Source organism: Sorangium sp. So ce295 (assembly GCF_051527405.1).
Lineage (GTDB): Bacteria > Myxococcota_A > Polyangia > Polyangiales > Polyangiaceae > Sorangium > Sorangium cellulosum_B.
In genome coordinates this window covers 13,417,658-13,441,684 of record NZ_CP150324.1, presented here as the reverse complement: position 1 = coordinate 13,441,684, position 24,027 = coordinate 13,417,658, and the positions used below count along the sequence as shown (strand labels likewise).

The window sequence follows — 24,027 nt, the reverse complement described above, 5'->3', positions numbered from 1 at the left end:
GCCTCATCAGTCCGCTCAGGAGGATGCCTGTGCCGGACTCGACGGTTGCGCGGCGGTGCTGTCGCACGACAGCCCCGGTAAGGCCGCGCGGCACGGCGCGATGACCTCGGCGAGCACCTCGCGGCGCAGCGCCCCGAGCGCGCGCGCCGGGAGCAGGCCGAGCGCCTCGTGCACGCCTGGCCCGGGGGCCGGGTCGGCGGCGTAGCGGGCGGCGGCGCGGGAGAACGCGCGGTCCGCCGCGGAGCGCGCCGGCTCGCCGAACGTCGCGAGCATCCACGAGAGCGCCTTCCACGAGAGCGCCGCGTGCCGCTCCTCGTCGGCGGCGATGCGCGCGAGCGTGGCCGCGAGCGCCGGATCTGCCGCGCGCTGCGCGATCTCACGGCCCTCCGCCGCGCCCAGCGCCTCGCCAACGCAGCCCTCCTCGACGAGCGCCTCCACCACCTCGGCGACGCCGGCGCCGAGCGGCGCCGTGGCCGCCTCGAGCAGCGGCCCGGGGCCGATGGCCCGGCCGGCGAGGCGGGAGGCGACGCCGTAGGCGAGGCGCGCGTGCTCCACCTCGTCGAGCGCGGCGCGGTGCGCCTCGCCGACGAGGGCGGCCGGCGCGCCGAGCGCGAGGAGCTGGAGGGAGAAGCGGGCGAAGCTCGCGATGGACGCGTGCTCGAGCGCGGCGACAGCGGCGTAGTGCGCCGCGGCGAGCTCGCGCACCTCGGGCGAGAGGGACGCGACATCGAGCTCGGCGGGAGCGCGCCAGTCGTCGCGCGCGGCGCCCTGCGCGGCGCGCGGCCGGCCGTCGACGACGAACGGGCGGCCGATGGCGCAGGAGATCCCGGCGCACTCCCAGCCCACGCGCTCTGCCTCCGGGTCGGTGACGACGCAGGCGGCGCCGCGGTTCTCGTCAGAAGATCGGCAGTCCGCGTCGCTCAGGCAGGTATCTTCCTTGGTGCGGCAGGCGAGCGTGACCTGCTCCCAGCAGCCGTTGAAGTACGCCGACAGGCCGCAGGTGCTGCCGGGGCAATCGGCGTCGACCGAGCAGAGGGCCTTTGCGCAGACGGAGTGTTGCTCTCGGAGGGCGCCTGTCCCCTTGCACACGCAGGCCTCGGACGCGCCGCACTCCGCGTCGCTCTGGCAGGCGTACTCGCAGCCGCAATACGCGCCTATCTGCCCGACCGAGCTCACGCACTTTCCGCGGGGTCCCTCCTTGCAATCGGCGTCCGTCCTGCACTGGAACGTCCGCTCCGTGCCGCTGCACGCGCTCTGGTCGATGGTCGCGTCGCACCGGACCCGCGTGGCGCGGTGCACGGTGCCGTCCCGCTCCGTCACCCAGCCCACGCCGCGCGGCGGCGGCCGGGGCGCGGACTGGCCCGGCTCTTCCGGGACGCCGGCGTCGCGGGGCGTGGCCTGCGGCTCGCCGAGCGTGACGACCGCGACGTCGGGGCTCTTCGCGTTGGAGCAGCCGGCGGCGCCGGCGGCGAGGAGGAGGGTCATGCGGAGCGAGCGGTGGCGTTCCATTCGCGGAAGGGTAGCAGAGGGACGCGCGAGGCCGGATCGATGGGCTCGGGGACGCTGCGCGCCGGCGCCGGCGCAGGGCGGGCGGAGCGCGCGGCGCAGGAGCTCGCGGTCGATCCGGGACAGGGCGGAGCGCGTGGAGAAGGAGCTCGCGGAGGTGGTAACACCACTGCGTCGCAGCCCGTCGAGCCCGGCAACGACCGACCGGCGGGAGCTGCACGCTCGGGCGGATATCCCTGTAGATCGAGGAGTCTTTTCGTCGCGCCGGGGTCGACGCGGCGCCCGCGCGACACAGCCTTCGGGGCCATGGAGTACATCATGGACCCCGCCGCGGAGCAGCGGTTGCAGGCCTACTTGTCTGAGATTGGCGACGTGCTCGGCCATCCGCTGCGGCGCGAGTCCTTCGCGACGTATGCGTTGGGGCTGCTCGGCGAGGCGGAGCGCAAGAGCGTCGAGCCGATCGCGGCGCGCGCCTGCCCCGATCCCGAACGCGTCGAGGTGGCGCACCAACGCCTGCTGCACTTCGTCTCGAACTCGCATTGGGACGACGAGGCCGTGCGCCTTCACGCTGCGCGCTATGCGATCGGAGCGATGACCCAGCAGGCCCCCGTGACCTCGTGGATCGTCGACGACACGGGCTTCTTGAAGAAGGGGACCCACTCCGTCGGCGTTCAGCGGCAATACACCGGCTCCGCCGGTAAGACCACCAATTGCCAGATCGGGGTCAGCCTCAGTGTGGCGACCCGCTATCACCATGTCCCCATTGACTTCGAGCTGTACCTGCCGCAAAGCTGGGCGGACGATCCAGCACGACGACGAGAGGCGCGCATCCCCGACCAAGTCGTCTACAAGACCAAGATCGACTTGGCGCTCGAGATGATCGAGCGCGCCGTCCATCACGGCATTCCCGGGGATATCGTGCTGGCCGACGCCGCCTACGGCAATTCTAATGCGTTCCGGGAGACGGTGCGGTTGCTGGGCTTCGACTACGCCGTCGGCATCGAATCGCCCACAAAGGTCCTCCCGCTGCGACGTCGTGGCGCTGTCGACCCAAGCCCGACCGTCAGCGCCGCCGACTTCGCGCAACGCCTCGGACGCGGGGCGTTTCGTCGCCTGTGCTGGCGGGAAGGCACGTGTCGAACGTTGTCCTCGCGCTTCGCACTTCGGCGCGTCCAGGTGGCACACGAGGACGGGATCCCGATCGAGCAGCACCCGCCCGTTTGGCTCCTGATGGAGTGGCCAGACGACGAGCCGAAGCCGACCAAGTTCGCGCTCACGACGCTTCCGGCGCGGATGACGAACAAAGAGATCGTTCGGAGGTTCAAGGAACGCTACCGCACCGAAAAGGTCTACGAAGAGTTGAAGGGGGAGCTGGGCCTGGACCACTTCGAGGGCCGTCGGTTTCGCGGCTGGCATCATCACGTCACGGTCGCGCTGAGCTGCTATGCCTTCGTGGTCGCGGAACGCACGCGGCCTTTTCCCCCCTCGGCCGCCCGGCCGCGTCGCCCCCGTGCGCTCGCGCTCGCGGCCTGAGCGCCACTTCCCGGACTCCTTCCCCACGGTTCGTCTCGCCATCGCTCGCGTGCTGACCCGCTGGTTGCCCCGATGCCCAAGCTGCCACGCGTCGCAGTCCAGGGGCGATCCGTTTCAGCTCGCTGGCCGTGACGCAGTGGTGCTAGAGGTGCCGCGGCTCGATCTCCAGGCGGCCGCCGTGCAGGCCATCGGCGTGGCCGAGGCGCTCGCCGCGCCGAAGCTGCGCCAGCGCATCGCGGCCATCGCCGCCACAGGCGCGCTCGATGCCACGCTGATCGACGGGCTCGAGGGCGTCGCCTGGGCGACATGGTTCGCCCGGTACAAGTTCCTCCTGACCTCGGCCACCCACTCCGGGGCAGCGCTCCCGGCCACCTCGACCTCGCCAACGATCTGTCCGGCGCCGCCGAGATGTACCGGAAGCACCGCGAGGCCATCCAGGACGACAAGCGGAACTTCCGCAGCGAGGACGAGCAGGACGCGGCCGCGCTCGCGGCGCAGATCCTCCGCCTGCTCGGCGCCACGGCGACGCCCGAGCAGACGCTCTGGAAGGGCTACCAGGCGCGCACCGCCAAGCTGCTCTTCCGCCATTACGACGAGGCCGTCCGCGTCGGCCGCTTCCTCTTCTACTACGACGATCCCGAGGGCCGATTCCCCAACCTGTACACGGCGACGCGCGCCACGCCGACGCCCTCTCGGACCGAGAAGAAGCTGGACGCCAGCCCCGTGAAGCCAGAAGCCGTCACCGTCGATCCGCCGGTCGGCATCGCCTGATCCGGACGCTCCCGACAGCCGCGTTGACCAACGTCGTTCGGTCGCGCTCAGGGCCCGAAGCCCCCACCATCACTCACGAACGTGAACGTGGTCGAGATCGTCAGTGGTCGTCAACGGTAGGCCGTGAACGACCACGACCACGTTCACGACCACGACCACGTTCACGACCACGACCACGTTCGGAGCTAGGAGAACGCGGCGCGAAGACTGTTCGCAGCGCTGCTGCGCCGGCATCGCGCAGGACGCGGCGGCTACCTCCTCACCCTGCGCCCGATCCCGCGCGCGTCGCGCCCGATCGGCTCGCCCAGCTCGAACGTCGGCTCGCCTGTCCTCGCCGGCGGCGCTTGCGGCTCGCCCGCCTCGAGCGGGCCGTGCGCGTGCTCGGCGTCCGCGATGGATGGATAGCGCTCCACGTCGCCGTCGACCCGGAAGCCCCCCTCGCGCGCCGGGCGCACGACGCGGCCGAGGACAAGCCCCTCATCCCAGATGCCGCCGTGTTCGACCGCGATCGCGGCGCCTACGGCCACCTCGGAGAGCCGCGAGAGCGCGCCGTCCGGCCGCTTCGGCGTGGGCCGCCAGCGCAGGATCGTGTCCTCGTGAAGCACGACCACCGCGCGCTCGCCGGGCAGCTCGGAGATCCCGAGGGCAAAGCGCACGCGGTGCCCCGGTACCCCGGAGCCCGCGCCGCGCCCGCCGCGGGCATCGCTCTCCGCCTCGTCGATCGCGGCGAGCTGCTCCGGTTGCTGATCCTCGAGCGGAGCCATACGCCGTGTCCTCCCCCGCAGATCTCGGACGAGGTCGCCGTGTCGTCAAGCCCGACGCCCACGACGCACAGCGAGGGACGCACGGCGAGGATCGGGCTCGAACGCCGCTCCAGGTGAGCACCGCTCCAGCGTCGAGCGCCGCACGAGGCGAGCACCGCTCCAGTCGAACGCCGCCCCGGACGGCGGTGGCCAGCGCCGTGTCCGACGCTTGACGTCCGCCGGACCTCCGCCCATCCCCTCGCCCGATGGTGTCGTTCGATCCGTTCCCCGTCCTGATGACGCCGCGCCTCCGCCTCCGCGCGATCGAGCCCGCCGACGCCGCGACCCTCCTCCGCATCCACTCCGACCCGGAGGTGACGCACTACTTCGGCCGCGCGCCCGACAGCTCGCTGGCCGACGCGGAGCAGCGCATCGATTCCATCCTCGCCGGGATCCGCGACGCCACATCCATCCGCTGGGGCATCACCCTCCACGAGAGCGGAGAGCTCATCGGGACCACGGGCTTCTGGCGCTGGCACAAACCCCATCGCTGGGCGGAGATCGGCTATGAGCTGCTGCCCGCGTTCTGGAACCGGGGCATCATGACCGAGGCGCTGCGCGCCGTGCTCCCCTTCGGATTCGACGTGATGGACCTCCACCGCATCGAAGCGCACATCGATCCCGAGAACCGCGCCAGCATGCGCGTCCTGGAGCGGCTCGGCTTCGTGCGGGACGGGCTGCTCCGCGAGAACTGGTATTACAACGGGCGGTACACCGACACCGCGATCTACGGGCTCCTGCGCCGCGACGCCGGCGGCGCCGCGAGGTGACCCGAGATCGCCCGAGCGGCCTGCGCGCGCCCCCTCCCGCGCTACCTCGGCGCCGGCGCGCCCTTGCTGCCCGGCGGCGCCGCGGTCCCGGCCTCGCCCTTGCGCGCCAGGTTCAGCTGGATCCGCGCGGGGGACTCCGACGTGATCTCCACCGTCTGCGAGACGCCGTCGCTCGATCGCACGTCGACCGAGAGCGACACCCCCGGCATCGGCCGCGCGATGACCTGGCTGCCCACGCCGAGCACCACGCCGTTCAGCCGCACGACCGCGGCGCTCGGCTCGATCTGCACCGCGATCGGATCCACGAGCGACCGCTGATCCCTCGGCCGGCTCAGCGCGACGAACATGAGCGACGCCACCGCGACGCCCGTGGACACCGAGGCCACGAGCCACGGCAGCGCCACCGGGCGCAGCGCGTCGCCGCCGGCGCGCATCAGCCCGCCGAGCCCCCGCCGCGGCTCTGACCGCACGCTCCGCCGCCCCTCGGAGGGCGGCCCCGCCGACAGCGTCGCGCCCGGCTTCGGCCGCCACCCCGCGCGCTGCTGCGGGGCGACGGCGGCCGCGATGCGCTGCCGCTCCTCCTCCATGCTCTCCCCGCAGCGCTCAAGGAGGAGCTCCGCCACGTGCGCGGGCGTCACCACGCCCGACCTGCGCATGAGGAAATCTTCCAGCACGCTCGCCATCTCGCCCGCCGTCTGGAAGCGCTTCCGCGGATCGCGCGCGAGCGCCTTCACGATGATCTCCTCGAGATCACGCGGGCAATGCGGCGCGATCAGCGTGGGCCGCGGCGGCTCCGGCACCCCGGTCTGCGGCAGCACGAGGTCGTGCAGCACCTGGAACGGGAGCGCGCCCGTCACCGCCTCGAAGAGCACCACGCCGAGCGAGAAGATGTCCGAGCGGCGATCGACCGGCTGGCCCTGCGCCTGCTCCGGCGACATGTACTCGCCCTTGCCCTTGATCTCGCCCGTCTGCGTCGTGTCGCCCAGGCGCTCGAACGCCTTCACGATCCCGAAATCGGCCACCTTCACCGTGCCGTCGCGATCGATGAGGATGTTCTGCGGGCAGACGTCGCGGTGCACGATGCCGAGCGGCTCCCCGCGATCGTCGTGGAGGTCGTGCGCCGCGTGCAGCCCGTGCGCCGCGTCGGCCACGATGCGCGAGGCGATCGCCGGGGAGAGCGGCATCGGACGGAGGCCCGGCCGGAGCAGCTGCTGCATCGTCTGCCCGTCGATCCACTCCATCACGAGGAAGAGCACGCCGTCCGTGTCGCCGAGGTCCAGGATCTCGACCACGTTGCGGTGGTGGATCTTCGAGGCGAGGTTCGCCTCGTCGAGGAACATGCGCTGGAACTGCGGATCACGCGCGAGCGCCGGGATGAGCGTCTTCAGCGCGACGACCTTGTGAAAGCCGCGGGAGCCCTCCATGCGCGCGGCCCAGACCTGCGCCATCCCGCCCTCGCCGATGAGGCGCAGGAGCTCATATCGCCCGAGACGCTGCCCCGGAGCGGGGTCCTCGGAGATCCGCATGGCTCACCAGATGCTGGTGCTCGGGGAGCCGCGCCTGCGGTCCCCAGGAGCAGCCCGGCCGCGGGTCGCGGCCCCTCTCTCCAGACGATCACCATAGCCAAGCGCGACCGCGCCGGAAAGGCTCGTGTGGCGCACCCGCGCCCGCGACGCCTCGATCCCGGCGTCGGCGATGCCCGCGGCGCCCCGCGCGACCTTCTCCACCTCCACTTCCACCTCCACTTCCCCTCGCCCGCGATCCGCGTCGCTCCCACGCCTCGCCCCTGCTATGGCCGGAGCACGATGACGAACGCGACAAGCGCTCCGCCCGCCCGCGCGGACCGGGCCCCCGCCTCCAAAGCCCTGTTCGACCGCGCCGCCGCCGTCCTGCCGGGCGGCGTGAACAGCCCCGTGCGCGCCTTCCGCGCCGTCGGCGGCGACCCCCTGTTCATCGCGCGCGCCCAGGGCGCGCGGCTGTTCGACGCCGACGGGGCCGAGTACATCGACTACGTCGGCTCCTGGGGGCCGGCCATCCTCGGCCACGCGGACCCCGCCGTCATCGAGGCTGTCCGCGAGGCCGCCCTCGGCGGACTCTCGTTCGGCGCGCCGACCGAGCTCGAGGTCCGCTTCGCCGAGAAGATCCGCGAGCTCTACCCGAGCATCGACATGCTGCGCTGCGTCTCGAGCGGCACCGAGGCCACGATGAGCGCCATCCGCGTCGCGCGCGGCTTCACGCGCCGCGACGCCATCATCAAGTTCGAGGGCTGCTACCACGGCCACGCCGATCACCTGCTCGTCAAGGCGGGCAGCGGGCTCGCCACCTTCGGCGCCCCCGACTCCGCCGGCGTCCCCGAGAGCATCGCCCGCACCACGCTCTCCTTGCCCTACAACGACCCGGCCGCCCTCGAGGCCGCCTTCGCCGCGCGCGGCGGCGACATCGCCGCGGTCATCCTCGAGCCCGTGGTCGGCAACATGGGCTGCGTCCCGCCGGAGCCCGGGTTCCTCGCCCTCGTCATCGACCTCTGCCGCAAGCACGGCGCGCTCTCGATCTTCGACGAGGTGATGACGGGCTGCCGCCTCGCCCGCGGCGGCGCGCAGGAGCGCTTCGGCCTCCGGCCGGATCTGACGACGCTCGGCAAGATCGTCGGCGGCGGCATGCCCCTCGCGGCCTACGGCGGCCGCGCCGACGTGATGCGCGTCGTCTCGCCGCTCGGCCCCGTGTACCAGGCGGGCACGCTCAGCGGCAACCCGCTCGCGGTCACGGCGGGGCTCACGACGCTCGATCGCCTCACGCCCGCGCTCTACGAGCGGCTCGAGAAGCTCGGCGCTTCCCTCGAGGAGGGCCTCCGGGCCGCCGCCGAGGGCGCCGGCGCGGCCGCGTGCGTCCAGCGGGTCGGCTCGATGATCACGCTGTTCTTCACGAAGGGCCCGGTCCGCTCCTGGGCCGACGCCGCCACGTCCGACACGAAGCGCTTCAGCGCCTTCCACGCGGCGATGCTCGCGCGAGGCGTCTACTGGCCTCCGTCGCAGTACGAGGCGGCGTTCCTGAGCGGCGCGCACTCGGAAGAGGACATCGAGCGGACGATCGCCGCCTGCCGCGAGGCGCTCGCGGCCTGAGGGCCGCGCCGGCCCCTCCCGGAGGACCCCCGCGAGGGCGAGGCCAGGACGGCGAAGGGCCGACCGCCGCGGCGATCGGCCCTTCCGCGCCGGCGCTCCTTCTTCAGCGCCGGCGCGCTCGAACGGTCCTCGGAGCGTGTCAGTCGGCCGCGCGGACCCAGCCGTTTCTGTAGTAGTTGCCGCGGGCGGTCGGCCAGAGCAGGCAGTTCGTCGCCGATCCCGGCACCGTGTACACGTACGTGTTCGGCTCCGGGTCCGCCCCGTCCCACCCGATCTCGCGGAGCGACACGACGATCTCGATCGTCCCGTCGCCGTTCACGTCGGCGAGCGTCGGCACCGGCATCGCGCCGAGCCGCGGCAGCGGGATCCGGTGGAGGATCGTGCCGCCGGCGTCGAGCACGAAGAGGTGGCTCCTGTCCTCCTCGGTCGAGTAGGTGTTGAACACGACCTCGGGGATGCCGTCGCCCGACAGATCCCCGACCACGACGCCGCCCGTGAGCACCTGCGTGTCGTCCGTGTAGGTGACGTCCCAGAACTCGGTCTTGTCGGCGTAGACCGCGTGGATCCGCCCGTCCAGGCCCGCGAAGATCATCTCAGGGCCGGCGTGCGTCGCGTCGAGATCGGCCACGGTCACCTGCTGCGTCATGGCCACGATGTTGCCGTCGAAATCCTCGCCGCCGGACAGGTAGTCCGAGGCGTAGAACGGGCTCTCCCACCCCTCGATGCGGCTCGCGTCGTTGCGGACCGCCCAGAGCCCGACGCCCTGGGACTGGTCATTCATGGCGACGTCCTCGGCCGCCGCGAGCATGATGATCTCCGGCGTGCCGTCGCCGTCGAGGTCCGCGATCGCAGGGGCCGAGTTCTTGAAATAGGCCTGCAGGTCGCTGCTGTCGCCGAAGCCCTGCTTCGCGAGCTCGAGATCGTGCATGTACCGCACGCCCGGCGTCTTCGGGCGGCCCTCGAACATGGGATTCGCGTCGAAGGCCTCTCCCGTGCCGTGATAGAACCCGGCATAGGAGTTATCCATCGGCGAGACGATGTCCTGCGATCCATCGCCGTCGAGATCACCGATGGCCAGGTTCTGGTCGTAGGCGCCCACGATCCAGCACTCGGCGTCGTCGCTGCGGCGCGCGTCGCAGCCGATCGTCTCGCTCTCGATCGGCGGGAAGCCAGCGACCGCCGACCCGCTCGCGTGGAAGGCCATCAGGATGTCGGAGTAGTCGGGGGACCTGTCGGTGCTCGCGGCGACGACGTCGAGCTGACCGTCGCCGTCGATGTCGCCCGCGGCGAGGGAGCGGATCTCGTCGTTCCAGGTGACGGGCCAGCCGCTCACCAGCCGGCCGCTCGCGTCGAGCATGTAGATCGTGGTGCGCGCCGCGAAGACCACCTCGAGCTGCCCGTCGCCGCGGAAGTCCGCGACGATCGGGCTCGCCCAGATGCGGCCGTTCTGGCGCGACTCGTCGTACCTCCACTTCTGCTCGCCGTCGGGGCCCCAGACGACGACGTTGCCGTTGTGCGTCACCAGGATCTCCTGCTCGCCGTCGCCGTCGAGATCGGCGACCACCGGCGACCCGAGCCACGCGCTCTCGTCGTCGTCGGACAGCTGGAGGAGGAGCTGGGGCTCCGCGACGTCGGAGGAGCCGCTCGACGCCGGAGCGCACGACGCGGCGGCCGGCAGCGGCTTGGACCCCCCACCGACGGGGGGGCGGTAGCCACCGGAGCCAGAGGAGCCGCTGCCGCTCCCGCTGCCGCTGCCGCTGCCGGTGGTGGGAGAGGAGCCGTCGAGGTTGCCGAGCTGCCCTTCGCAGGCCGCGAGGGCGAGGACACTGGTGAAGAGAGCGATTCTACCGGGAATTACAAAACCTCGGTTGGAGACAAGGGAGTTCATCATGCCAGGGAGCTTACCAGCGCTCCGGGCCCTACAAGGAGGTGGAAGCGGAAAATTGACGCAGTCGCGCACGCGCCGAACGGTACGTTACGCTCCTCCTTCTGGCGCGCAGGTGGCACACCTCATTGCAGGAGGGAGGCAAGTACACGTTCGTGACGTAGCGCGCACGCGCCCCCCGTTCCGTTCCCGTTCCCCACCTCCGCTCGCGCCCCCGCGCGACGTCGGAGGCGCATGGCGGGGGTATGGGTGCGGGTAGGTGCTGTGCTAGGCTCCGCCGCCATGAACGTATCGCGACGGCTTTGGATTGCTGGCGCCGCATGTGCCCTCCTGATGGGGACGACGGCGCTTGGCTGCAGCTCGAATCCCGCGCCCAAGACGGCCAAGGTGCAAGCCGGTGACATGCCCGAAGGCGGCGACTGGACGGGGGTCTATTACAGCGAGCTCTACGGCTACCTGCACCTCGTGCAGGACAACGACGCCATCGAGGGGCGCTGGATCCGTCCCGTCAAGGATCGCTGGGGCGTGCTGCACGGGACGGTGACAGGCGACCTCATCAAGTTCACGTGGACCGAGCACACCATCGGCGCGATCGGGCAGAGCGCGACCAAGGAAGGCCGGGGGTACTTCAAGTACACGCGGCCGGATGGCGAGAACGTCGACGACCGGCTGGCGGGCGAGATCGGCCGCAACAAGGACGAGGTCGGCGAGCCCTGGGAAGCGGTCAAGCAGCGCAACATGCTCCCGGATCTGAAGTCGATCGGGGGCTCCGGCGCCTCCGACATGGGCGGCGGCGACTGGGACAGCGCGAACCAGGAGGAAGGCGCGCCCGAGCCGCCCGCCGCTCCCTCCGACGAAGCACCTGCCGAGCCCCCCGGCCTCTGACATAACAGCCCCCGATGACCCAACCGCAGCCTCGAGGCATTCAGTTCCGCGAACCCCCCATCTTCGAGCGTGGCACGCCGGGAAGGACCGGCGCGTCGCTCCCCCCGCTCGACGTGCCCGAGGTCGAGCCCGCCGCCCACTACGGCGCGCTCGCCCGCAAGGAGCCAGCCGGCCTGCCGGAGGTGAGCGAGCCGGAGGCCTTCCGGCACTTCATCCGGCTCTCGCAGTGGAACTTCTGCATCGACGGGCAGATGTACCCGCTCGGGTCGTGCACGATGAAGTACAACCCGAAGATCAACGAGTGGGCCGCGCGCATCCCCGGCTTCGCGAAGCTGCACCCGATGACGCCGGACGAGCTCAGCCAGGGCTCGCTCGAGGTGATGTGGCGCCTGCAGGAGGCGCTCTGCGAGGTCAGCGGGATGGACGGCTGCTCGCTGCAGCCCTCCGCGGGCGCGCAGGGCGAGCTCGCCGGGCTGATGATGATGCGGGCGTTCCACGAGTCGAAGGGGCGCTCGCCGAGGAAGGTGTTCATCCCGGAGAGCGCCCACGGCACGAACCCGGCGAGCTGCGCGCTCAACGGGCTCGTGGCCGTCCGGATCGAGAAGACCGCCGACGGCATCACCCACCCCGAGCAGGTCCTCGCCGCGATCGAGCGCGAGGGGTCGGACGGCGACGTCTGCGGGCTGATGATCACGAACCCGAACACCCTCGGGGCCTACGAGACGCACCTGCCGGCGATCATCAAGCTCATCCACGACAAGGGCGGGCTCGTGTACGGGGACGGCGCGAACACGAACGCGATCATGGGGCACGCGCGCCCGGGCGACGTCGGCATGGACGTCATCCACATCAACCTGCACAAGACGTTCACGACCCCGCACGGCGGCGGCGGCCCCGGCTCCGGGCCGGTCTGCTTCAAGAAGCACCTGGAGCCGTTCCAGCCCTCGCCCGTCCTCGTGCGGCGCGGCGACGCCTTCGCGTGGGACCGCGACCGGCCCCAGAGCGTCGGGCGGCTCCGGGCCTTCACGGGCAACTTCGGGATGTTCATCCGGGCGTACACGTACATCCGCGAGATGGGCGGCGACGGCCTGACGGCGGCGAGCAGCCTCGCCGTGCTCAACGCGCGCTACCTGTGGGCCAAGCTGAAGGACCACTACCTCGCGCCGGTGCCGCAGCCGTGCATGCACGAGGTGGTGCTCTCCGACAGCCAGCTGGAGAAGGAGACCGGGGTCAAGACGCTCGACGTCGCCAAGCGGCTGCTCGACTACGGCTTTCACGCGCCCACCGTCTACTTCCCGCTGGTCGTGCCCGGCGCCCTGATGATCGAGCCGACGGAGACGGAGACCCGCGAGACCCTCGACGAGTTCGTGGCCGCGATGCTCAGCATCCTCAAGGAGGCGCAGGAGACGCCGGAGGTCGTGAAGCAGGCGCCCCACGGCACGGTGGTCGGCCGCCTCGACGAGGCCCGCGCCGCGCGCCAGCCGCGCCTGCGATGGACGAAGGCCTGAGCTCCCCGGAGGAGGCGGCCCGCGGTCGGCCTCCTCCGGCGGGCGGCGCCGGCCGGCCGCACGCGCCAAATTCGCGAATCTCCGCCAGACGCGACTACAATGAGCGCCGAGGGACCGCAGTGAGGCACCTCACGGGACGAGCGACGCGTGGCCGATACCGTTGAGAACGAAGGCGACATCGAGACGATCAGCCAGACCACCCCGGTCTCGGTCGGAGACGCCGTGCGCCTCGTGTTCCGCGCCTACGACGAGGCGACCCCGCCGTTCAACATCAAGATCCGCTCCCCCTCCGGGAAGATCATCATCGAGCGCGTGCTGCGCGATCTGCCCACCGGCAAGCCGCAGAGCGCCTCGCCCGTCGAGTTCAGCGCGTCGTCCCCCGGCGAGTACAAGATCGAGATCAAGCAGCTCTACGGCAAGGCGAAGGGCACGGCCGTCCTGCGCGTGAAGCCCTGAGGCGCGGGGCCCGCCTCTCTCCCGACCCGGCGCCTCCGTGCCTCGGAGGTGCTAGCTCGCAAAACCAGGGAGCAGCATGGCTGTCATGCGATCCGGGCTCACGATGCCCTGGTCGTGCATCCAGCCGTTCGCTGCCTCGACGGCGGCGCGGCCCTCGTCGCCCTTCAGCAGCTCGCCGTGGCGGCGCCGCGCCGCCGCGGCGTAGAGGGCCATGCCGGCGGCCTCGAAGCCGCGCACCGCGTCGGCGAGCTGCTGGACGGCCGCCTCCCCCTCGCCGCGTGCCGCGGCGATCGCGGCGCGCACCGCGGCCGCGAGCGGGTCGGCCCAGGGCATGTGCTCCGCGTCGATCTTGCGGGCGGCGCGCGTCGCCTCCTCGTACAGCGGCTCCGCGTCGGCCGGCGTGGACGCGGCGGCGGCGGCCAGCGCGGCGCAGGCCCGGAGGTGGGTGATGATGATGCGCACGGCCTGGATGCGCAGGACGAGCGAGCTCTCGAGGCCCGCCCGCTGCTCCGCGAAGAGGCGGTACGTCGCCTCGCCCTCGCCCCGGTACAGGCCGATGTGCGCGCGGGCGACGAGATCGAAGTAGCTCTGCAGCTGGAAGCCCGCCTTGGACCAGCTCCGGATGGCGTCCTGCGCCTGGCGCAGCGCGGAGTCGGGGTCGTCGCCGACGAGCCAGTAGGCGTTGCTCTGCGAGGAGCGGAGGCTCGTGGCGAGGTAGCGGTCGCCGCGCTCGTCGGCCGCCTGCAGGTACATCGGGACCCGGCGCATGAACTCGCGCGTCTCGCCGCCGTACCAGAGCGCCCAGACCGAGAAGGTGTGCGCCCAGCTCCGCTCCCACGTGACGCCGGTGCAGCGCTCGCGAAAGATGGTGTCCGCCCGGTCGAGATCGGCCACGCCCTGCTGCCAGCGGCCGAACAGCGTCGCGGTGACGCCGCCGACGAAGCCGACGAGGCCGAGCGCGTGAGGCCTGCCGATGCGCGCCGCGATCGCGCTCGCCGTCGAGAGCAGGTCGGCGACGCGGGACGCGGACGGGCCGCCGTCGATCGCGAGGTAGGTCGCCTCGAAGGCGAGCGCGCGCGTCACGCGGTACGGCTCGCCCGCCTTGAGCGACAGGAGGAGGTTGCGCGCCTGGAAGTCGGCGCCGCGCGTGGGGTCGACGATGGCGAGCCCCATCGCCGCCGACCAGCAGACGTCGATGCGCATGAGGTCCTCGGGCGAGACCTCGTCGGCGGGGCGCTCGACGAAGTTGAGCCCACGCAGGCGCACCTGCGCGCGCCGCAGCATCAGCGACGCGACCGCGAGCTCCGGCGTCTTCGGCACCTGCATGCCGACCGCGCCGAGCACCGAGCGCAGGCCCGCCATCCCGGCGTCGACGTAGCCGGCGCGGAGCAGGTTCTCCGCGGCCCGGCGGCCGAGATCGATCGCCTCGGACTCCGGGGCGCCGTCGCTCGCCGCCATGTAGGCCTCCGCGGCCTTGGCGCCGCGGCCCGCGCTGCTCAGGGCGTCGCCGAGCTTGGCGAGCACGACCCGCCGCTCCGCCGCGCCAGGCAGGTGGAGGTCGATCGCCATGCGGTAGAGGCGCGCCGCGTGGTCGAACGCGAACGCGGCCTCGGCGTGCTCGCCGGCGCGCACGGCGTAGCCGGCGGCGCGCTCGGGGTCCCCGGCGGCGCGCCAGTGCTCGGCCAGCGCCTCGAGCTCTGCGCGCCCCGAGGCCTCCAGCGCCAGCGCGAGCCGGCCGTGCCAGCTGCGCGCCGCCTGCTCGTCGAGCCGGCTCGCGACCGTCTCCCGGATGCGGTTGTGGAACGGCTCGAGGAACTCGTCCTGACCCGAGCCGCCGGTCCGCACGAGGTTCGCCGCGCGCAGGGCCGAGAGCACCCGCGTGAGCTCCCCGAAATCCGCGGCCATGGCGTGCGCGGCCACCGACGTCAGCACCGGCGCGCCCGCGCACACGACGAGCTCGAGCAGCTGGCGCGCCCGCGGGTCGAGCCGGCTGATCCGCGCCCAGAGGACGTCGTCGAGGCGCACCGGGCCGCCGTCGGCGTCCGGGGACATCATCCGGTGGCGCAGGAGCGCGTCGATGAAGAGCGGGTGGCCGCCGGCCTCCTGCGCGATCGCCTCGATGCTGAGCGGGTGACCGACGTGGGCGCCCCGGAGGAGGAGCGCGCAGAGCTCCTGCGCCTCCGCGAGCGACAGGCGGTGGAGGATGATGTGCCCGAGCGAGTCGGTCGGCACCCCGAGCTGCCGCGAGACGGGCGGCGCGGTCTCCGAGGCGGTCCGCACCGTCGCCACGAGCATCATCGCGCGCGGGCGCGAGGGGTCGACCAGCGCGCCCGCGGACACGGGCCCATCGAGGCCGACGAACGAGCCGGGCCGGGTCGCGGCGTGGAGATCGGCCTCGGTCCACGGGCGCATCACCTCCGAGAGCAGCGCGACGCTGTCGGCGTCCGCCCACTGGAGATCGTCGATCGCGAGCACGAGCGGCCGCTCGGCCGCGAGCCGGCCCAGCAGCTCCCGGAGCGCGGCGAAGACGAGGGCGCGGATCTCGGGCGGGTCGATCGCCTTGCGCCGAGCGCGCGCCTCCGTGATCGCCGGGACCGTCCGGAGCACCGGGAACACCGTGCCGAGCAGGCCCGCGTTGGGCGGCAGCAGCGCCTTGACCTGCTCGGGGGGGCGGCGCACGAGGTGCCGGCTCAGCCCGTCGATGAGCTCGTCCACCGCTTTGTAGGGGACCGCCTCGCGCTCGTAGCAGCGCCCCGCGAGGACGAGCGCCTCCTTGTCGATGCGCTCGAGGAACCGGCGCAGGAGCGCGCTCTTGCCGACGCCCGACTCGCCCTCGATGAACCGCGTGACCGCGCGCCCGAGCTTCGCCTCCGCGAACGCGCCCTCGAGCGCGGCGAGCTCGCTGCGCCTGCCGACGAAGCCGATGCGCTGCGAGAGGACGGGCGGCTCCTCGATGAGCTCCTGCACCTGCAGCCGGCGCAGCACGTCGCGCGCCGTCGGCCGGGCGGCCGGGTCGATGCGGAGCATGTCCACGCAGAGCTCGTCGATGTCGGCGGGCATGTCCTCGACGAGCCGGCTCGGCGGCGGAGGCTCCGCTCGCCGCATCATGTCGAGCGCCGCCTTGGGCGCCGTCTGGAACGGGTAGACGCCGGTCAGCGCGAGGTAAAGCATGACCCCGACACTGTAGATGTCCGCCTCGGGCCCGGCGGCCTTGGCCTCGGCCTGCTCGGGCGCCATGTAATGGAGCGTTCCGACGACGGCCTGCTCGCGCCCTGCGCCGCTCGCGTCGGCGACGAAGCCGAAGTCGAGGAGGACCACCCGCTCTTCCGCGGTCACGAGGACGTTGGAAGGCTTGATATCGCGGTGAACCTTGTAAGCCGCATGCACCGCCGCGAGCCCCTGGGCGAGCTGCGCCAGGGCCGAGCGGAGGCGGGCCTCGTGGAAGGGGCGCTTGATCCGGGGCTGTGGCTCCGAGGCAGGGCCCTGCACAGCAGGCCACATGGGGCTCGACGGCAGGGTGGAGCGGCGCCCGACGCCCGCGGGCTCGCCCCTCGGCCCGGCGTCGCCCTCCTCGTGGAGCCGCACGTGGACCACGAAGTCGACGCCGCGGATGAGCTCCATCGTGAAGAAGAGCTGCCCTTCTTCCTCGTGAAGCTCGCCGAGGCTGACCAGGTTCGGGTGCTGGATGTCCTGGAGCGCACGGAACTCGTTCTTGAACCGGAGGCGCGCGTCGGCGCTCAGATTCCGGAGGATCTTGAGCGCGACCCGCCCCTTCCGCTCGCGATCGAAGGCCTCGTAGACAACCCCCATCCCGCCGCGGCCCACGACGCGAACGACCTGGAAGCGACGCGTGCCTCCAAACTCGGGTCTCGCGTTCCTCAGGCCCATGCGTGGGACCAAGAAATCACCGGCGCCGGGCGGTGGCAAGCAGTGCGTGGGGACCGCGTGGGGAACGCACGGGCAGCGCGCCGCGAACGCGCGGGCAGCGCGCCGCGAACGCGTGGGCAGCGCGCCGCGAACGCGTGGGCAGCGCGCCGCGAACGCGTGGGCAGCGCGTGGGCAGCGCGCCCGAACGCGCAGGGGGAGCGCGCTCCGAACGCATTGGGCGCGCTCCAGCGACGCGCGGCCCCTGCGCGGCGCTGGAGCGCGCCTCGAGCAGGATCGGCAGAAAGGTGGCACGCCCAGGGGAAGGGCGGTAGCGTACGCCGCCTGCGAGCGAAAAGAGCCCGGCCGGGCGCGCGCCGCTCAGCCGGTCAGCCCGGCGCGCACCCAGTTGACAACGGGAGGGCATCATGGTCTGCGTAGTACGCTCCGAGGCTTCGGATGCGGTTCGGAAAGCGCCACGCGCAAAGGGTTTGCTGGGGTGATCCAGAGGTTGAGAGACTTCTTCTCGTCGCCGGGGCAGCGCAGCATGACGCCCCAGACCGAGAGCGCGGCCGAGCGCAACCCGGGATGCAGCCTCGTTGTAGAGAACGTCAGCAAGAGCTTCGGTAAGACACAGATACTGAACGACGTGTCGTTCACGGCGGAGGCCGGCGAGTTCGTCACGCTCCTCGGGCCTTCCGGCTGCGGCAAGACGACGCTGCTCCGCATCATCGCGGGGCTCGATCGCGCCGATCGGGGGCAGATCCTGCTCGCGGGCAGGGCGGTTGACCACCTGCCGGCGAACCGCAGGCCGGTGAACACCGTGTTCCAGAACTATGCGCTGTTCCCGCATCTGACCGTGTTCGAGAACGTGGCCTTCGGCCTGAGGTCGCGCAGCTTCCCTGATCCCGAGGTGCGCGAGCGCGTGCGTTCGAGCCTCTCGATGCTGAAGCTCGATGACCTCGCGGAGCGGTATCCGCACCAGATCTCGGGCGGTCAGAAGCAGCGAGTCGCGCTCGCGCGCGCGGTCGTCAACGAGCCTGAGGTGCTGCTGCTCGACGAGCCGATGTCGGCGCTCGACGCGAAGCTGCGCGCCGAGGTCCAGCTCGACCTGCGCCGGCTCCAGCGCGCGCTCGGGAAGACGTTCGTGCTCGTCACGCACGATCAGGACGAGGCGATGACCGTCTCGGACCGCATCGTGCTGATGAACAAGGGCCGCATCGAGCAGCAGGGGGTGACGGCCGAGGTCTACGAGCGGCCGCAGAGCCGCTTCGCCGCCGAGTTCTTCGGCGCGGCCAACCTCATCTCCGCGCAGCGCGTCGGCGCCACGCTCGTCTTCACGACGGTGGGCGCGCTGAGGGTGCAGACCAAGCCGCAGTGGGAGTACGGCACGCTCGCGATCCACCCCGAGTGGATCGAGCTCTGCGAGAACGAGCCGGCGGAGAACGGCGTGCGCGGCGTGGTGAAGGAGAGCTTCTACCGCGGCGATCACGTGGAGCTCATCATCGAGCCCGGGCCGCTGCGCGTGCAGCTCAGCCCCCGCTCGCGGCTCAAGCCCGGCTCCTCGGTCTGGCTCGCCCTGCCCGCCGAGCGGCTCGAGGTGCTCAGTGACTGAGCCCACGGTCTGGTACGGACAGCTCACGACGCGGCGCAGGCTCCTCGCGCGGGGGTCCCTGTTCATCGCGGGCGGCGTCTCCTGGCTGTCCGTGTTCCTCCTCTTGCCGAGCCTGGCGCTCCTCGTCGTGTCGTTCCTCAAGCGCGACGCGGACGGCGCCCTGCTCTGGGAGCTGTCGTTCGAGTCGTTCGAGCGCATCTTCGGCTCCGCGTCCGGCGAGAACGCGCGCATCCTCATCAGGAGCATCGTCCTCGCGCTGGTCGTGACGACCGCCTCCGTGATGCTCGCCTATCCGATGGCCTTCTTCATCGCGCGCGGCTCGCGGCGCCGGCGGTTCTTCTGGCTCGCGCTCATCATCGTCCCGCTCTGCACGAACCTCGTGATCCGCACGTTCAGCTGGAAGCTCCTCCTGTCGGCGCAGCTCCTGCCTGCCAAGCTCGCCGCCTGGCTCGGGTGGATCGACCCGGGCCGCGACGTCTATCCCAGCTGGACGGCGGTCACGATCGGCCTCGTCGCGGCCTCCCTCCCCTTCGCGGTGGTCCCCCTCTACACGAGCATCGATCGTCTCGACTGGTCGCTCGTCGAGGCCGCGCAGGACCTCTATGCGTCGCGGCTGCGCATCTTCCTCGCGGCGATCCTGCCGCAGACCCTCCCGGGCCTCAGCGTCGCAGTCCTCCTCACGTACGTCCCTGCGATGAGCGTCTTCGTCGTGAGCGACATGCTCGGCGGCGCGAAGCACTGGCTGATAGGGAACCTCATCCAGCACCAGTTCGGCCCGGGGAGGAACATCCCTTACGGCGCGGCGCTCAGCCTGGTGCTCATCGTCCTGACGCTGGGCGGCGTGTCCCTCTACCGCCGGAATGGGCGCTCCGTGGAGATCCTGTGAAGCTCGGCCGGGGCCTCTGGCGCGCGCTGACGACGATCGCCGCCTTCTTCGGCTTCGCGCTCCTCTACCTGCCGCTCTTCGCGGTCGCCGTCTACTCGTTCAACGCCGCGGAGCGGGGCCTGCTCTGGACGGGCTTCTCGGTCCGCTGGTACCTCGATCTCTTCGCCGATCCCGAGACCAACCGGCGTGCCATGGAGATCCGCGAGGTCGCCGTGAACACCCTGATGCTCGGCGGCGCCTCCACGCTCATCGCGACGGTCCTCGGGACGCTGCTCGCCCTGGGGATGCACTTTCCATGGCCGAGCTCCGTGAGTCGCGTGCTCGAGTCGATCGTGGACATCCCGGCGGTCGCCCCCGACATCACGTTCGCGGCGGTGCTGGTCATGGCGTTCAACGTGCTCCGCCGCGTGGTGGACCATTGGTTCGAGCCCAGCATGACGACGATGATCATCGGTCATGTGACGTTCGAGATCGCCTTCGTGACGCTCATCGTCCGCAGTCGGCTCGTCGCCATCGGGCCGACGCTGAGCGAGGCCGCGATGGACCTCTATGCGTCGCCCTGGCTCCACTTCCGGAGGGTCACGCTCCCCCTCCTGTGGCCGGCGATCGTGGGGGGCGCCATGCTGGCGTTCACGCTGTCGCTCAACGACTTCGTGATCAGCTTCTTCACGTCCGGCCCACGCTCGGTCACGCTGCCGCTCTACGTCTACCAATCTCAGATGCGAGGCGTGCGGACCGACCTGTTCGCGATTTCAACGCTCCTCCTGATCGGCGTGGCGGTGTCCATCATGATCCTGGAGCGGCTCACCCGCTGGAGGCACAATTGAGCCGCCGGGCCGGGCTCGCGGCGGACGCGGCGGAGCTCGGCGCGCCGGGCGCCCGGCGGCCAAGGGGCTCGCGCGCGCCGCGCGGCGCCGGGAGGACTCCTGCGCGTCAGCGCAGCGATGCACCGCCCTTGTTCACCTTCTCGCTGGGCCTGACCAGCGCTCCACCTCGCTCTGGCTCGCGCGGCCCAGCCTAGGGGCGCCGAGCTCGAGCGCTTGCCTGACGGGGCCTCCTGCGGGGCACCGGGCCCGGACCGCGCGCCGCCCCGGGTTCCGCTCACTCTGTCATGCGCTCCGCGCACGGCGCCTACACAGCGGCGTCCACGCCGGCGTGAGGTCCACGGCCGCCTGTGCGAACAGGTTGGATCAGCTGACGGCTTACGGTAAGCTGACCCGGCAATGCGGCTGTTTCGTCCCAAGCTCGCCGGGTTTTTGCGTGACGGCTGGACCCGGCGGACGGCGCTTTGCGCTCCACTTCGACCGTTGGGAATCGAGATCGAAAGATGAGCTTTCGTCGCTCCGCACTCCTACTCATACTCGTAGCACTCCTCACATTCTCCGGTCGGCCTGCCTGGGCGGATGATCTGGCCGATGAGGCCGATCTGCACTTCAGGATCGCCACGGAGCGCTATTCGGCGCGTGACTACCGGGGCGCCCTGGAGCACTTCCTGGTGTCGAACCGGCTTGTCCCGAACCGAAACGTCATCTTCAACATCGCCCGAACTTACGAGGCTCTCCAGGAGTATCCAGACGCATTTCGCTACTACGTTCAGGCGCTCGATCTCGAGCCCAACGCCGCGCGCAGGCCGGCCATCGAGGAGGCGCTCGCGCGCATCCGGCCCAACGTCGCCGTCATCAACGTGACGACGGACCCGCCCGGAGCGACGGTGTACATCAACCGCCGCGATCTCGGCGGCCGCGGCAGCACGCCCCGCCTCCTCGGCTTCCAGCCCGGCAAGCACAAGATCATCGTCGATCTCGAGGGGTATGAGCCGGCGGAGGTCGAGAACGTCGAGGCGAAGATCGGCGAGCAAACGAACGTCGCGGTCAAGCTGAAGCGCATCGTCGGGACGGTGCGCGTGGTCGGTGAGATGGCGGGCACGACGGTGCGGGTCAACGACGCGAGCGGCCCCCCGGCGTGCACCGCGCCGTGCGATCTCACGCTGCCTCCTGGCCGGCACCGCCTCTACCTCTCGCAGGAGGGGTACCAGCCGTCGGAGCAGGACGTGAACGTGGCGGCCGCGAGCACGGTGACCGCGCGTTACCGGCTCAACCCGCTCACCGGCAGCCTCGTCGTCAACGCGGATGAGCGCGACGCGCTCGTCGAGGTCGACGGAAAGCCGATGGGCTTCACGCCCGCGGTCCTCAACGTGCAGAGCGGCCAGCGCCGCGTGCGCGTCTCGCTGCGCGGCTTCCGCCCGGTCGAGCAGTCGGCCAACGTGATGGCCGGACAGCAGACCCGAATCGACATCTCCCTCCGGCAGCTCGAGGAGGTCGAGGCCGCGTCGCGTACGGCGGAGGCCGTCGAGGACGCGCCCGGCTCGGTCACGATCATCTCGGGCCAGGAGCTCCGCGCGATGGGGTATCCGACCGTCGCCGAGGCCTTGAGGGGCATGCGCGGCGTCTACACGACGTACGACGGCAGCTACTCCTGGGTCGGCATCCGCGGGATCAGCATCCCTGGCGACTACAGCAACCGCGTGCTCGTGCTCCTCAACGGGCACTCGATCAACGACACGTGGGACGGCCTCGCCTTCGCCGATCAATCGGCGCGCACCGACCTGGAGGACGTCGAGCGGATCGAGGTCGTCCGTGGCCCGGGCTCGCTGCTCTACGGTACGGGCGCGTTCGTCGGCGTCATCAACATCGTGACCAAGGGCCGCCCGACGTCGTTCGGCGCGGGTGTCGGCGTGGGCGCGGCGCAGCACGGCTTCATCCGGGGCCGCGGCCAGGTGCAGGTGCCCTTCGGGCGCGACTCCGGCATGTGGCTGTCGGTCGCCGGAGGCCACGGTCAAGGGCGAGACTACTTCCTGCCGATCCCGCCCGACCCCGATGGCCCTGCTCCCGCGGACCCGGACCCGAACGATCCTCCCAACGTCCCTGATCCTGCGGACAAATGGAAGAACAAGGATCCTAACTCCCGCGGCGCGGACCACTTCAACGTGGGGACGATCCAGGGGCGGCTCTGGTACAAGTCGCTCTCGGCGCAGGTGTTCTACAACGAGCGCAGGAAGTCGATCCCGACCGGCGCCAACCTGACCATCGTCGGCGACGACAGGACGTTTTACCGCGACAGGCGCGGGTTCGCCGAGCTCACGTTCTCGCCGCGGTTCTCCGATAAATTCTCGATGACGACCCGCGTGGGCGTCGACATGCAGCTCTACGATGACACGCTTTGGCTGTCCGACATCGGGACCGAAACGATCCATGACGTCGAGAAGTACCAGGACACGTGGCTGCTCGCGGATCAGCGCTTCGAGATCAGCCCGCTCCGCGAGCTGAAGGTCACCGTCGGCGCCGAGGGCCAGGTACACCTGCTCGGCAGGATGCGCATCGAGGAGCACGAGTGCGGTGTTCTTCCATGCCGCGACACGCTCGTGCTGCCCGTGTCCGAGGTCGAGGGCGAGCTCCTCGACCCCAACAATGAGGATCTGTTCGACTCGCACCCTTACCAGATCCTCGCCGGCTACGGCGTTGTCGACTTCGTCCCGTCCGACCGCGTCCGCGTCTCCGCGGGTGCTCGTATCGATTACTACAACTATGGAGAGGACGGTCTCAGCTTCAACTCCGGGATCAGCCCGCGTATCGCGCTCGTCGTCAAGCCCTACGAAGGGGGCAACCTGAAGGTCACCGGCGGCCGCGCATTCCGCGCTCCGCCCATCTACGAGCTCTTCCTGCAGGTGCCCTCGAGCAACTTCAAGCCGGGGTACGAGCCAGCGGCGGGCGCGTCGGTCGATCCCGAGAGCGTGCTCTCGGGAGAGGTCGAGTTCACGCACCGGCTCTCGTCCACGCTCTCCTTGCTCGGCGCGGGATACGTGAACTACATGACGGACATGATCGCGCAGACCGGCGATTTCACCGAGGCTGTGCCGGGGAGGTACGACAACACCAAGGAGCCGATCCTCGTGCTGGGCGCGGAGGCCGAGCTGCGCCGCGAGTGGCGCCAGGGCTGGATGGCCTCTCTCTCCTACTCCTATTCACGGGCGCGGTACCTCGATAAAGGAGACGTCAAAGAGGTGCTCAAGAAGGTGCCCAACTCGCCGGAGCACATGGCCGCCGTCAAGGGGACCGTGCCGCTGTTCGGAAAGGCGCTGATGCTGTCGACGCGCCTCACCGTCGAGTCGCCGCGCATCGACAAGACGCTGAAGGAGACCGACCCCTCGGTGATCTGGGACGTCGTCCTCTCCGGTCAGACGGACGTGGCCGGCCTCCGCTACAACATGGGCGTCTACAACGTCGCCGACTGGGAGTACGAGGCCCCCATCTCGCCCCAGTTCACGGCGACCAGGATGCCGCAGGCAGGCCGCACCTTCCTCCTCTCTGCCAACCTGAACTTCTGATCATCGCGCGGCCGTCCTGGCCGCGCGCTCTCCACCTCACGC

Annotated in this window: 16 protein-coding genes; 11 read left to right on the top strand and 5 right to left on the bottom strand. The window is 71.1% G+C overall.

The genetic code is table 11. From position 1 onward, the window contains the following. Nucleotides 1-15: 15 nt before the first annotated feature. Nucleotides 16-1,509 carry a ferritin-like domain-containing protein gene (locus WMF11_RS50780; RefSeq protein ID WP_437975898.1) on the bottom strand — a complete coding sequence of 498 codons (1,494 nt, stop codon included), beginning with the start codon at nt 1,507-1,509 and terminating at the stop codon, nt 16-18. A gap of 315 nt (nt 1,510-1,824) precedes the next feature. Here WMF11_RS50780 and WMF11_RS50775 point away from each other — a divergent pair, with 315 nt between their 5' ends. Beyond that, nucleotides 1,825-3,039 (top strand): IS701 family transposase, encoded by a 1,215-nt coding sequence (locus tag WMF11_RS50775; protein WP_437975897.1) that lies wholly within the window; start codon nt 1,825-1,827, stop codon nt 3,037-3,039. A gap of 306 nt (nt 3,040-3,345) precedes the next feature. Beyond that, on the top strand, nt 3,346-3,810 hold the full coding sequence (locus tag WMF11_RS50770; RefSeq protein WP_437975896.1) for a hypothetical protein: 465 nt from the start codon (nt 3,346-3,348) through the stop codon (nt 3,808-3,810). 251 nt (nt 3,811-4,061) lie between these two features. Here WMF11_RS50770 and WMF11_RS50765 read toward each other — a convergent pair whose 3' ends face one another. Continuing rightward, nucleotides 4,062-4,574 (bottom strand): hypothetical protein, encoded by a 513-nt coding sequence (locus WMF11_RS50765; RefSeq protein ID WP_437975895.1) that lies wholly within the window; start codon nt 4,572-4,574, stop codon nt 4,062-4,064. A gap of 245 nt (nt 4,575-4,819) precedes the next feature. Between WMF11_RS50765 and WMF11_RS50760 the strand changes: the two genes are divergently transcribed. After that, entirely contained in the window at nt 4,820-5,383 is a 564-nt protein-coding gene (locus WMF11_RS50760; protein ID WP_437906241.1) for a GNAT family N-acetyltransferase, read from the top strand. Between the two features lie 41 nt (nt 5,384-5,424). Here WMF11_RS50760 and WMF11_RS50755 read toward each other — a convergent pair whose 3' ends face one another. Continuing rightward, a complete protein-coding gene (locus WMF11_RS50755; protein WP_437906240.1) occupies nt 5,425-6,909 on the bottom strand; it encodes a serine/threonine-protein kinase in 1,485 nt (494 codons plus the stop codon). Between the two features lie 279 nt (nt 6,910-7,188). Between WMF11_RS50755 and hemL the strand changes: the two genes are divergently transcribed. Beyond that, nucleotides 7,189-8,502, top strand: a complete 1,314-nt coding sequence (gene hemL / locus WMF11_RS50750) for a glutamate-1-semialdehyde 2,1-aminomutase (protein ID WP_437975894.1) — start codon at nt 7,189-7,191, stop codon at nt 8,500-8,502. A gap of 139 nt (nt 8,503-8,641) precedes the next feature. Here hemL and WMF11_RS50745 read toward each other — a convergent pair whose 3' ends face one another. Continuing rightward, nucleotides 8,642-10,393 (bottom strand): FG-GAP repeat domain-containing protein, encoded by a 1,752-nt coding sequence (locus WMF11_RS50745; protein ID WP_437975893.1) that lies wholly within the window; start codon nt 10,391-10,393, stop codon nt 8,642-8,644. Between the two features lie 276 nt (nt 10,394-10,669). Between WMF11_RS50745 and WMF11_RS50740 the strand changes: the two genes are divergently transcribed. The 3 genes from WMF11_RS50740 to WMF11_RS50730 all read left to right on the top strand — a co-directional run bounded on the left by WMF11_RS50740 (nt 10,670) and on the right by WMF11_RS50730 (nt 13,236). Beyond that, nucleotides 10,670-11,272, top strand: coding sequence for a hypothetical protein (locus tag WMF11_RS50740; protein WP_437548155.1), 603 nt, complete (start codon nt 10,670-10,672; stop codon nt 11,270-11,272). 14 nt (nt 11,273-11,286) lie between these two features. Further along, entirely contained in the window at nt 11,287-12,780 is a 1,494-nt protein-coding gene (gene gcvPB / locus WMF11_RS50735) for an aminomethyl-transferring glycine dehydrogenase subunit GcvPB (RefSeq protein ID WP_437548153.1), read from the top strand. A gap of 147 nt (nt 12,781-12,927) precedes the next feature. Continuing rightward, a complete protein-coding gene (locus tag WMF11_RS50730) occupies nt 12,928-13,236 on the top strand; it encodes a hypothetical protein (RefSeq protein ID WP_437548151.1) in 309 nt (102 codons plus the stop codon). 51 nt (nt 13,237-13,287) lie between these two features. Here the strand turns inward: WMF11_RS50730 and WMF11_RS50725 are convergent, their stop codons facing one another. Next, entirely contained in the window at nt 13,288-17,124 is a 3,837-nt protein-coding gene (locus WMF11_RS50725; protein WP_437975892.1) for a serine/threonine-protein kinase, read from the bottom strand. A 475-nt stretch (nt 17,125-17,599) separates the two neighbouring features. Between WMF11_RS50725 and WMF11_RS50720 the strand changes: the two genes are divergently transcribed. The 4 genes from WMF11_RS50720 (at nt 17,600) to WMF11_RS50705 (ending at nt 23,985) form a co-directional block, all read left to right on the top strand. After that, nucleotides 17,600-18,715 (top strand): ABC transporter ATP-binding protein, encoded by a 1,116-nt coding sequence (locus WMF11_RS50720; protein ID WP_437548147.1) that lies wholly within the window; start codon nt 17,600-17,602, stop codon nt 18,713-18,715. Then, nucleotides 18,708-19,601, top strand: coding sequence for an ABC transporter permease (locus WMF11_RS50715; protein WP_437714594.1), 894 nt, complete (start codon nt 18,708-18,710; stop codon nt 19,599-19,601). Before WMF11_RS50720 ends, WMF11_RS50715 begins: the two co-directional genes overlap by 8 nt. Continuing rightward, nucleotides 19,598-20,428 carry an ABC transporter permease gene (locus WMF11_RS50710; RefSeq protein WP_437548144.1) on the top strand — a complete coding sequence of 277 codons (831 nt, stop codon included), beginning with the start codon at nt 19,598-19,600 and terminating at the stop codon, nt 20,426-20,428. The genes WMF11_RS50715 and WMF11_RS50710 overlap by 4 nt, the downstream gene beginning before the upstream one ends. A gap of 668 nt (nt 20,429-21,096) precedes the next feature. Next, complete coding sequence (locus WMF11_RS50705; RefSeq protein WP_437975891.1) at nt 21,097-23,985, top strand: TonB-dependent receptor domain-containing protein; 2,889 nt, start codon at nt 21,097-21,099, stop codon at nt 23,983-23,985. Nucleotides 23,986-24,027 lie beyond the last annotated feature (42 nt).

Coding starts and splice junctions, on each gene's coding strand:
- WMF11_RS50780 (WP_437975898.1), bottom strand. CDS start 1,509: ATGGAACGCCACCGCTCGCTCCGCATGACCCTCCTCCTCGCCGCCGGC.
- WMF11_RS50775 (WP_437975897.1), top strand. CDS start 1,825: ATGGACCCCGCCGCGGAGCAGCGGTTGCAGGCCTACTTGTCTGAGATT.
- WMF11_RS50770 (WP_437975896.1), top strand. CDS start 3,346: ATGGTTCGCCCGGTACAAGTTCCTCCTGACCTCGGCCACCCACTCCGG.
- WMF11_RS50765 (WP_437975895.1), bottom strand. CDS start 4,574: ATGGCTCCGCTCGAGGATCAGCAACCGGAGCAGCTCGCCGCGATCGAC.
- WMF11_RS50760 (WP_437906241.1), top strand. CDS start 4,820: ATGGTGTCGTTCGATCCGTTCCCCGTCCTGATGACGCCGCGCCTCCGC.
- WMF11_RS50755 (WP_437906240.1), bottom strand. CDS start 6,909: ATGCGGATCTCCGAGGACCCCGCTCCGGGGCAGCGTCTCGGGCGATAT.
- hemL (WP_437975894.1), top strand. CDS start 7,189: ATGACGAACGCGACAAGCGCTCCGCCCGCCCGCGCGGACCGGGCCCCC.
- WMF11_RS50745 (WP_437975893.1), bottom strand. CDS start 10,393: ATGATGAACTCCCTTGTCTCCAACCGAGGTTTTGTAATTCCCGGTAGA.
- WMF11_RS50740 (WP_437548155.1), top strand. CDS start 10,670: ATGAACGTATCGCGACGGCTTTGGATTGCTGGCGCCGCATGTGCCCTC.
- gcvPB (WP_437548153.1), top strand. CDS start 11,287: ATGACCCAACCGCAGCCTCGAGGCATTCAGTTCCGCGAACCCCCCATC.
- WMF11_RS50725 (WP_437975892.1), bottom strand. CDS start 17,124: ATGGGCCTGAGGAACGCGAGACCCGAGTTTGGAGGCACGCGTCGCTTC.